The following is a 10,323-nucleotide window of genomic DNA, read 5'->3' as shown; positions in this document are numbered from 1 at the left end:
CCGGCCTCGCAGGGCGCTTCAGGCGTGCCCGCTGCGCATCCCCTGCCCGGTTCCCCGGAGCCGTCCGCAGGCAACGGGCCCGACGGCCACGCCCCGCCCGGGCCGGCCGGCGCCTCCGGGCCCCGGGTGTCGTCCGCAGCCCCCCGCGTCCGCGCCGTCCCGGGTGTGTCGTCGGGGGCCGGGCCGCGCGAGCCCGTCCGGGGCCGGGTCGTTTCGTGTGCGGTGTCCCGGTCCGCGGCGCCGGTCCGCCCGGCGGGCCCTGCGGTGTCCGCACCGCCCGGCGCCGCGGCCTGCTCCCGCACGGGCCCGCCCGGGTGCGGCTCCGCGGGGTCCGCGGGAGGAGCGGTGTCGGGGCGGCTCGGCTCGGCGGGGTCCGGTCGGCCGGGGTCGGCCGCACGGTCGGAGGCGGCAGCCGGGGTGGGGACGGTCGGGCGCTCATCGCCGTGGCCGTGCCACGGGGCTGCGCCGTCGGCCGGCTCCCCTCCTCGGCGGCCGGGGGTGGCGGCCGGGGCGGGGACGGCGCCGCGTCCACGGGCGCCGCCCTCCGGTTCGGCGGCCGGCGGGGATCCCGCAGCCCGGCGGGCGTGGGACGGGTCGTCAGCAGGGGCGGGCGCGGTGCGGCCCTCGGCCGCCGCCCGGGACCGGTCGGGGCGGCCCTGTTCCACGCGACCCGGCCGGGCGGTGCCGGACGAGGCGGGATCGGCCGCCCGGGGCCGCTCGGCGCCGCCGATGTTCACCGCCTGATCCGTCACGGGCCACGCTCCCGTCCGTCTGCGCACGAGCCGATCCCGGCGGGTCTTCCGCACGGGTGGTCCGAGCGTAGTTGAGCCGCCGGGGGGTTCCGTGCGGAGCAGGGCCCGCACATCGCCCGATCGGATCAGCCGATGGTCACACCGGGAGGGCCGGGCGGTGCCGCAGCGGCGGGCGTGGCGGGCCCGGAGCCGGGCCGCACGCCGCGCGGGGCGTCCGGCCCGGGGACCTCACGCCTCGAACGGGCGGGCCGGCCAGGGGGCGTCGGCCGGGCGGAGCGCGTCGAGGCCGTCCCCCGTCCGGGCGGCCAGTACGGAGAGGACTCCCGCCACCAGGCAGGTGTTGTGCAGGTCGCCCGCCAGGACACCGCGGGCGAGGTCGGCCAGCGGGACGCGGGCCAGCTCCATGTCGGCCTCCTCCTCGGAGACCTCGAAGCGGTCGCCGTCCGCCGCGGACAGGCCCCGCGCCAGGAAGATCCGCACGGCCTCGTCGCAGCCGCCCGGCGTGGTGTAGAGGTCCGTGAGGACGTTCCACTCCTCCGCCTTCACGTGTGCTTCCTCGTACAGCTCGCGCTGGGCGGCCCGCAGCGGGTTCTCGCCCGGCACGTCGAGGAGTCCGGCGGGGATCTCCCACAGCTTCTGCCGCACGGGGTGGCGGTACTGGCGCAGGACGACGACCCGGTCCTGCTCGTCCAGGGCGAGGACGGCCACCGAGCCGGGGTGGACCTGGTAGTCGCGGCTCACGACGGAGCCGTCAGGCATGACCACGTCGTCGGTGCGGACACTCGTCTTGTTGCCCCGGAACGGCGTGGTGGTCGCGGTGACCCGCCACTCCTCCGGCGTGTCCTTGATGGCCATGCGCCTTCCCTCTTCCTCGTGCCTCGTCGTCCCGCGTACGCAGAGAACCGGGGTGCGGGCGGCGGGCCCGCACCCCGGTCAACCGTATACGCAGCGGCTACTCGGCTGCCCCCGCCGCCTGCCGGCGCTCGACGGCGGCCTTCACCAGGCCGGCGAACAGCGGGTGCGGGCGCGTCGGGCGGGACTTCAGCTCCGGGTGGGCCTGGGTCGCGACGAGGTACGGGTGGACGTCGCGCGGGTACTCGACGTACTCCACGAGCTTGTTGTCCGGGGACGTGCCGGAGAAGAGGATGCCGGCCTTCTTCTCCAGCTCGGCGCGGTAGGCGTTGTTCACCTCGTAGCGGTGGCGGTGGCGCTCCTCCACGTACGGCTGGTCGCCGTACGCCTCGCGGACGACGGAGCCCTCGGCGAGCTTCGCCGGGTAGAGGCCGAGCCGCATGGTGCCGCCCAGGTCGCCGGCGCCCTCGACGTAGGCGAGCTGCTCCTCCATCGTCGAGATGACGGGGTGCGCCGTCGCCGGGTCGAACTCGGTGGAGTTGGCGTCCGCGATGCCCGCGAGGTTGCGCGCGGCCTCGATGACGATGCACTGGAGGCCGAGGCACAGGCCGAGCAGCGGGATCCTGTTCTCGCGTGCGTACTGGATCGCGCCGACCTTGCCGTTGACGCCGCGCTCGCCGAAGCCGCCGGGGATGACGATCGCGTCGACGTCACCGAGCTGCCGGGCGGCGCCCGCCGGGGTCTTGCAGTCGTCGGAGGTGACCCACTTGACCTTCACGCGGGCCTTGTTGGCGAAGCCGCCGGCGCGCATGGCCTCGGTCACCGACAGGTACGCGTCGGGGAGGTCGATGTACTTGCCGACGAGGGCGACGGTGACCTCGTGGGCCGGGTTGTGGACGCGGTCGAGCAGGTCGTCCCAGGTGGTCCAGTCGACGTCGCGGAACGGCAGGTCGAGCTTGCGCACGACGTACGCGTCGAGGCCCTCGGTGTGCAGCACCTTCGGGATGTCGTAGATCGACTTGGCGTCGATGGCGGCGACGACGGCGGCCTCGTCGACATCGCACATCAGGGAGATCTTGCGCTTGATGGCGGTGGGCACGTCACGGTCGGCGCGCAGCACGATCGCGTCCGGCTGGATGCCGATGTTGCGCAGCGCGGCGACGGAGTGCTGGGTCGGCTTGGTCTTCAGCTCGCCGGAGGGGCCGATGTACGGCAGCAGCGAGATGTGCACGACGAAGACGTTGTCGCGGCCGACCTCGTGGCGGACCTGGCGGACGGTCTCCAGGAACGGCAGCGACTCGATGTCGCCGACGGTGCCGCCGACCTCGGTGATGACGACGTCGACATCGTCGGTCGCCATACGCCGGATGCGGTGCTTGATCTCGTTGGTGATGTGCGGGATGACCTGCACGGTGTCGCCGAGGTACTCGCCGCGCCGCTCCTTGGCGATGACCGTGGAGTAGACCTGGCCGGTGGTGACGTTGGCGGAGCCGTCGAGGTCGACGTCGAGGAACCGCTCGTAGTGGCCGATGTCCAGGTCGGTCTCGGCGCCGTCGTCGGTGACGAACACCTCACCGTGCTGGAACGGGTTCATGGTGCCGGGGTCGACGTTCAGGTACGGGTCGAGCTTCTGCATCGTGACCCGCAGCCCGCGGGCCTTGAGGAGCGCGCCCAGGCTGGAGGCCGTGAGGCCCTTGCCGAGGGAGCTGGCGACACCCCCGGTGACGAAGATGTGCTTGGTCGTCGTGGCTGTGCTGTTTCGGAAAGCAGCGGGCGGCATGGCCAAGAGGGGGCTCCCGTGGTCGCGGTCTGGAGGTGCGTACCGGCGTCCGATCCGGAAACCTGGAGGGTGAGGCCCGAGGCTTCCGGGGGTGCCGTCGCTGCGGTATCGGGGGCCGCCGATCGGTTCTGCGGCGCCCACCGGTCCACGGGCTACCAGGGTATCAGCGACCACGAGTGACCGCGTTCCGGCCACGCTGACCACACAATCCGGCCAATGTTTGGACACGTTCGGAACAGTTCGGACCTGTGCGGAACAGGTGAGCGTGACGCGCCGCGCATACATTCGCACAGCGCGGTACCGGCTCACTCGTTCGGCGCATCCCGACTACCAGGAAGATCACACAGACGCCCCGGGGAGGTCGTATTCTGCTCGGACACCCGTTGCCGAGTCAGGCCCGCGAAACGGCACCACCCCGCCCGTCCCCCAGGGGCCCCTCGCGGCGACGATCCTTGACCCTGACCCCACCAGCTAAGCGCCCCGCGGGGCGAACGTGGCCGTTCGACTGGAGATTGCACGTGGCCGGGCGCATCGAGGACTACGCACTCATCGGAGACATGCAGACCGCCGCCCTGGTCTGCCGGGACGGCACGGCGGACTGGCTGTGCCTGCCCCGCTTCGATTCGCACGCCGTCTTCGCAGGAATCCTCGGGACCGAGGAACACGGCTTCTGGCGGATCGGGCCGGAGCACCCGGAGGGCACCGAGCCCCCGGCTGCCGACCGGCGCCGCTACCGCGGGGACTCCCTCATCCTCGAATCCGAGTGGGACACCGACCGCGGCAGCGTCCGCGTCACCGACTTCATGCCGCCCCGCGACGGCGCCCCGCAGCTGGTGCGCATCGTGGAGGGCATCAGCGGACGAGTGAAGATGCGGTCGGCGCTCCGGATGCGCTTCTCCTACGGCCGGATCGTGCCCTGGGTGCACAAGGTCGACAACCGCACGGTGGCCGTCGCGGGCCCCGACTCGGTGTGGCTGGACACGTCGTGCGAGACGTACGGCGAGGACCTCACCACCTACGCCGACTTCACCGTCTCCCCCGGTGAGCGGGTCGCGTTCACCATCAGCTGGCAGCCCTCCCACCACCCGCAGCCGCTGCTGCCCGACCCGGAGGCCGCGCTGGAGGCCACCGCCGCCTTCTGGAGCGAGTGGGTCGACCACTGCACCTACCGCGGGCCCTACCGCGAGTCCGTGGTCCGCTCGCTGATCACCCTCAAGGCGCTCACGTACGCTCCGACCGGCGGCATCGTCGCCGCGCCGACGACCTCCCTCCCGGAGGACATCGGCGGCGTGCGGAACTGGGACTACCGCTACACCTGGCTGCGGGACGCGGCCATCACGCTCTCCTCGCTGCTGCGCACCGGCTACCGCGAGGAGGCCCGCGCCTGGCGCGAGTGGCTGCTGCGGGCGGTCGCGGGCGACCCCGAGAACCTGCAGATCATGTACGGCATCGCCGGCGAGCGCGAGCTCGGCGAGGCGGAGCTGGACTGGCTGCCCGGGTACGAGAACTCGGCCCCGGTCCGCGTCGGCAACGGCGCGGCCGCCCAGCTCCAGCTCGACGTGTACGGCGAGGTCACCGAGGCGCTGCACCTCGCCCACATGACCGGTCTGGCCCGCAACGACTACGCCTCCCTGCTCCAGCTGAAGCTGATCCACTACCTGGAGAAGCACTGGATGGAGCCCGACGAGGGCATCTGGGAGGTCCGCGGGCCGCGCCGCCACTTCGTGCACTCCAAGGTGATGGCGTGGGTCGCCGTGGACCGCACCATCAAGCTCGTCGAGTCCGGCGACGCCGACGGCCCGCTGGAGCGCTGGCGGGAACTGCGCGACGAGATCCACCGCGACGTGTGCGAGAAGGGCTACGACCCGGAGCGCAACACCTTCACGCAGTCGTACGGCTCCCAGGAGCTCGACGCCGCACTGCTGCTCATCCCCCAGATGGGGTTCCTCCCGCCGGACGACAAGCGGGTCATCGGCACGATCGAGGCCATCCAGCGGGAGCTGTCCACGTCGGACGGCTTCATCCTGCGCTACCCGACCCAGGGCACCGACGAGGGCGTGGACGGCCTGCCCGGCGACGAGGGGGCGTTCCTCGCCTGCTCGTTCTGGATGGCCGACGACCTGGCGATGATCGGCCGCGTCGACGAGGCCCGGCAGCTGTTCGAGAAGCTGCTGGCCCTGCGCAACGACCTCGGGCTGCTCGCCGAGGAGTGGGACCCCCGGCTGCAGCGCCAGGTCGGCAACTTCCCGCAGGCCTTCAGCCACGTCCCGCTGATCGACACGGCCCTGCGGCTGACGGCGTCCGGCGCGTACGGCGGCTAGCACGTTGTTCCGCAGCCGGTGGACGAGGTCCGCCACCGGCTGCGGCCGCGGCCCGCGCGCCGGCCGACCGCGAGGCCGCGGCCCGGCGACACGCGCTGACGGGCTCGCCGTCGCCTGCCGCGGCGCGCTCCCCCGCGCCGGCCTTCCGATGTGGCCGGCAGACCACCCTGGGGAGCAGGCGCGGGGACGGTTCGGGCGGAGGACGCCCGGAGCGCCGGCCGCCAACGGTCCGGCGCGGATACGGAAGGGCCGGATCGCGGGGCAGGCCGTACGGCGCTGAAGGTGTGCGCGGTTCCGGTGTCGGCTGCGCGGCCGCCCCACCGCCCCGGCCGTGGACCCGCCCGGCCCGGGGCGTGGGGCGAGGTGTCAGCTGAAGACGACGGAGCGGAAGCGGAGGCGGTCGCCGAGCCTTCTGCCCGGGGGCATGACGAAGAACACGTCGCCGTCGCAGTGCGCCTCAAGGAAGACGGTCGCGGCGGAGTCCGTGAGGTTCTGGGGGGCGAGGGCGGGGAAGTTGTTGCCCTCTGTCTCGGGAATGTCGATGCACACCCCGCTCTCCGGGTCGGTCAGCCGACCGTTCAGGTTGATGCCGCCGGTACCGACGTACCGGTAGCGGAACTCACCGTCGGCGGCGGAGGCGGGGGAGGCGGGCAGGGCGAGCAGGAGAGTCACGGCGCCGAGACCGGCGGCCCGGGAGCGACGCCTGCGCATGGGCGGGTCCTCAGAATGGAGAGAGCGTTCCGGCGACCCACACATGCCCAGGGACCGCGGCCGCCAACGCGGCAGCACCCGCAGGGACGACGCTCTCCACCCGTTCGGCTGCGGTCGCACCGCGGTCCGGTCGTCACACATCCCGTTCCGGACGCCACCGCAGCCACGCCGCCGGCCACGCGTACTCCCCGCTGGATCAGCGCATGGCGGGGACGTGCTCCAGCCGCAACGGGTGCCTCCGCACCCGAAGGAAGGTGACGGAAGGACCCGCGCCGCAGCCCCGCGTGGCCCGGCTCGGCACCCCTCACCCTGAGTGACGTACGCCACACGGGACGCCCGGCGGTCAACGGGCCGGTCTTCATGGCGGGTTGGCGGGGCGCACGGGTCACGTCACCCACAGGTGGTGCCGCGCCGCCGCGGGCGCGGGTAGCGTCCGCGTGCATGGAGGAACAGGGCGGGATCACCGTACGGCGGGCGCTGGAGCTCCCGGCGCTGCGCGGCGGGCTGCCGGAGGTCGTCACGGGCGCGGAGCAGCTGCACCGGACGGTCCGCTGGGTGCACGCGGGTGAGGCCCCGAACATCGCGTCGCTGCTGAAGGGCGGCGAGCTGCTGCTGACCACGGGCCTGGCGATCGGCGCGCGCCCGGCCGAGCAGCGGACGTTCGTGCGGCGCCTGGCGGAGCGCGGCATCGCCGCGCTGGTGGTGGAGCTCGGCCCGCGCTTCACCCGGCTCCCCGTACCGCTGGTCGAGGCGGCCCGCGCGGCGGGGCTCGCGCTGGTGCAGTTGCACCGCGAGGTGCCGTTCGTGGCGGTCACGGAGGAGGTCCACACCGAGATCGTGAACGGGCACTACGCCCTGTTGCGGCAGGCTGAGGAGGTGCACCGGCAGTGCACCGGGGCCCTGCTGTCGGGCGGCGGCATCCCGCGGGTGCTGCGCATCCTGAGCGGCTTCGCGGCGAACCCGGTGTTCCTGGAGACGGCGGACGGGCAGCTGCTGTACGCCGCGGACGGCGGTTCGGCCCCGGCGCGCCCGGACCCGTTGCAGGTGTGGGAGGGCCTGCGCGGCCAGCGGCCGGCTGACCGGCCCCCCGCGGGTTCCCTGGTCGTGGACGTTCCCGGTGGCGCCGCCGAGGGCGGCACGGGCCCGGTGCGGGCCCGGCTGCTGCTGACGGCGGTGTCGGGCGAGCTGCTGCCGGTGCACCGGATGGCGGCGGAGCGGGCGGCGGGCGTCCTGGCCGTGGTCCTGATGCAGGCCCGGCAGGAGGAGGAGCTGGCGGCCCGGGGCCGCGGCGACTTCCTGACGGATCTCGCGGAGGGCCGGGTCGCCGAGGGCGACGCCCGGGCGCAGGCCCGGGTGCTGGGTTTCCGTCCCGGCGACGGGCCGCTGCTGCCCGTCGTGATGCGGGTGACGGCCGCGGAGCACTCCCCCGCCGGGAGCTGGGCTCTGCTGGCCCGGGCGGTCGTGGAGGAGCTGGCCGCGGTGGGCGTCCCGGCACTGGTGGGCGTGCGCCCCGTGGAGGGCAGGGTGCCGCTGCTGCTGGGCCTGCGCGCCGAGGACGAGCGCACGGCGGTGGCGGACCGCGTGGCGGCGGCGCTGCGGACGGGGGCGGAGCGGGCCGGTCTCGCGAAGGCGGGCGGGCAGGCCCCGATCGTGGTGGTCGGCGTCGCGGGTGGCTGGGCGTCGGCGTCCGCGGGCCTGCGGCACGCGGCCGAGACGGCGGCGGCGGCGCAGGGCCTGCCGCCCTGCGCCTGGCACGACGCGCGGCGGCTGGACATCGACCTGTTGCTGTGGCGACTGCACCGGCACGACGAGGAGGGCCTCGCCGCGTTCGTCGAGCGGGCGATCGGGCCCGTGCGGGCCCACGACGCGGCGTCCCGTCCGCCGCTGCTGCCCACCCTGGAGGCGTACCTCGCGCATGCGGGGCGCAAGGCGGAGACGGCGCGCGCACTGCATCTGAACCGCCAGACCCTGTACAACCGGCTGGCCCGCATCACCGAGCTTCTGGGCACCGACCTCGACGACCCGCAGGCGGTGCTGGCCCTCTCCCTGGCGCTGCGCGCCCGCCGCCACACCTCCTGACGCCCGCGGCAGCCGCACCGGTCCGGCCGGGGCCCGCCGCCCGGGAGCGGAGCGGTCCGGGTGCCCGGGTGGGGTTCCGTCAGGCGCCCACCGGCACCTGCCGGGGACGCTCCCCTGGCGCTCGTCCCGAACGCGGGCCCCGAGCCCCGCTGAGGGCGCCCCGCGAGGCGCCCGTCCTGTACTCCGGATCCACTGTGCGCCGCGGCCCGGCGCCCCCGGAGGCACCGTGTAGGCAGCGGCCGGGCACCCGTCCCGCGCCGGAGGACCCGTCAGATCCCGCGGCCACACAGTTCGTCGTAGACGCTCAGCACCTGCGCGATCGTGTCGTCCTCGGTCGGCCAGGTGCTCGCCTGCCGCCGGCCCGCCTCCGCCAGCTCCGCCCGCCGGGCCGGGTCCGCGAGGAGCCCCGACACCGCCTGGGCGAGTGCCACCGCGTCGCCGTACGGCACGAGTTCCGCCGCGCCGCCCACGAGTTCCGGCACCCCGCCGACCGCGGTGGCCACCAGCGGCACGCCGCGCCTCAGGGCCTCCTGGGCGACCAGGGAGCGCGCCTCCCAGCGGCTGGGCAGCACCGCGAGGTCCGCGGCCGCCAGCAGCACCCCGGCGTCGTCCCGCTCGCCCAGGAGCCGCACCGGGAGGTCCTCCGTGTCGATCCGCTGCTGCAGCGCCGCACGCCGCTGCCCCTCACCGACGACGGCGACGAGCGGTACGGGATCGTGGCCGAGCCACCGGCGGGAGGCGTCCAGCAGCGTGCCGTACCCGCGGTGGGGCTCCAGCGCACCGACCGAGACCACCAGCGGACGGTCCACTGCGCCCAGTTCGGCGCGCGCCTTCTCCTCTTCCGCGTCTCCGGGGGCGCCGCAGCCGGTGCCCCGGCTGCCGGGCAGCCCGGGCACCGAGACCGGCCCCAGCCGGGCGTCCCGCGCGCCCCGCCTGCGGGCACGGTCCACCAGCTCCGACGACGTGCCGAGCACGACGGCCGCCGCACGCACGGCCCTGCGCTCCATGAACCGCAGCCACTGCGCCCGCGCCGCCCCCTGGGCGTACGCACGGGTGTGCCAGGTGACGACGAGCGGCACGCGCTGCGCCGGCAGGGCCATCGCGGACCGCACCGCCGCGTTCAGTCCGTGGGCGTGCACGAGGTCCGCTTCCGCGCAGGCGGCCCGCAGGGCGCCGACCGCCAGGGGGTCGCTGCGTCGCGGCACGGGCATGAAGTCGGCGCCGACACCGGGGAAGTCGTACTCCTGGCCGAGCTCGGCGGGGGCGCACACGGTCACCCGTACGCCCCTCGCCACCAGCCCGGCGGCCAGTGACCTCACATGAGCGCTGCTGCCCGCGCTGCCGCCGCCCAGGACTTGGACCGTACGCAGCTGTGTCACGCGCCCAAGGATGCCAGCCCGTACGCACGTTCCGGCACCGCCGAAGCGGTCGGTACCGTGACGTTACCGCCACATCCCGCTACTTTGCGCTGCCCTGCGGCGTCCACCCGCCACGCGGGTTCACCCACACGGGTGATCTCGCGAGGCTGCTGACGGCGTCGCCGCACGCGGCGGCGGCGACGAGCGCGGCAGCGGTCACCACGAGGCCGCGGCGCCCCCGACGGGCGGCGACGGCGGCCCCGAGTGCCCCGCCCAGCGCGTGCGCCCCCAGGTCGCCGAGCATCGTGCGCTCCGCCACGTCGTCGGCCAGCACGGCCGCCGCGGCCCCCACGGGCGCCGCCGCGAGCGGGGCGCCCCGCAGCACGGCGGGCGCCCCGGCCGCCAGCACGGCGCACACGGCGCGCCCCGGCCGGACGTCCAGCAGGTTGACGAGGTGGGCGGTGCCGGCG

Annotated in this window: 6 protein-coding genes and 1 pseudogene; 2 read left to right on the top strand and 5 right to left on the bottom strand. The window is 74.9% G+C overall.

The window, feature by feature from the left end; genetic code table 11:
* Positions 1 to 980: 980 nt before the first annotated feature.
* A complete protein-coding gene (locus tag BJP40_RS22560; protein WP_071264170.1) occupies positions 981 to 1,607 on the bottom strand; it encodes an NUDIX hydrolase in 627 nt (208 codons plus the stop codon).
* 97 nt (positions 1,608 to 1,704) lie between these two features.
* Positions 1,705 to 3,384, bottom strand: coding sequence for a CTP synthase (locus BJP40_RS22555; protein ID WP_071281912.1), 1,680 nt, complete (start codon positions 3,382 to 3,384; stop codon positions 1,705 to 1,707).
* Positions 3,385 to 3,902: 518 nt separating this feature from the next.
* On the opposite strand from BJP40_RS22555, the gene BJP40_RS22550 reads away from it, so the two are divergent.
* A complete protein-coding gene (locus tag BJP40_RS22550) occupies positions 3,903 to 5,705 on the top strand; it encodes a glycoside hydrolase family 15 protein (protein ID WP_071281911.1) in 1,803 nt (600 codons plus the stop codon).
* 366 nt (positions 5,706 to 6,071) lie between these two features.
* Here BJP40_RS22550 and BJP40_RS22545 read toward each other — a convergent pair whose 3' ends face one another.
* Complete coding sequence (locus tag BJP40_RS22545; protein WP_071281910.1) at positions 6,072 to 6,416, bottom strand: hypothetical protein; 345 nt, start codon at positions 6,414 to 6,416, stop codon at positions 6,072 to 6,074.
* 441 nt (positions 6,417 to 6,857) lie between these two features.
* Between BJP40_RS22545 and BJP40_RS22540 the strand changes: the two genes are divergently transcribed.
* Positions 6,858 to 8,495, top strand: a complete 1,638-nt coding sequence (locus BJP40_RS22540) for a PucR family transcriptional regulator (protein ID WP_071281909.1) — start codon at positions 6,858 to 6,860, stop codon at positions 8,493 to 8,495.
* A 269-nt stretch (positions 8,496 to 8,764) separates the two neighbouring features.
* On the opposite strand, the gene BJP40_RS22535 is transcribed toward BJP40_RS22540, so the two are convergent.
* Together BJP40_RS22535 and BJP40_RS22530 are read right to left on the bottom strand one after the other, a co-directional pair.
* The gene (locus BJP40_RS22535) at positions 8,765 to 9,874 is read right to left on the bottom strand and encodes a glycosyltransferase family 4 protein (protein WP_079171375.1); all 1,110 of its coding nucleotides are present in this window, start codon (positions 9,872 to 9,874) and stop codon (positions 8,765 to 8,767) included.
* Positions 9,875 to 9,953: 79 nt separating this feature from the next.
* Positions 9,954 to 10,323, bottom strand: a pseudogene (locus BJP40_RS22530) (hypothetical protein); the annotation flags it as partial.

Source organism: Streptomyces sp. CC53, assembly GCF_001865245.1.
In the GTDB taxonomy this organism is placed as follows: domain Bacteria; phylum Actinomycetota; class Actinomycetes; order Streptomycetales; family Streptomycetaceae; genus Streptomyces.
The sequence above is the reverse complement of the archived record's forward strand: the minus strand, read 5'-3'. Positions and strand labels throughout refer to the sequence as shown.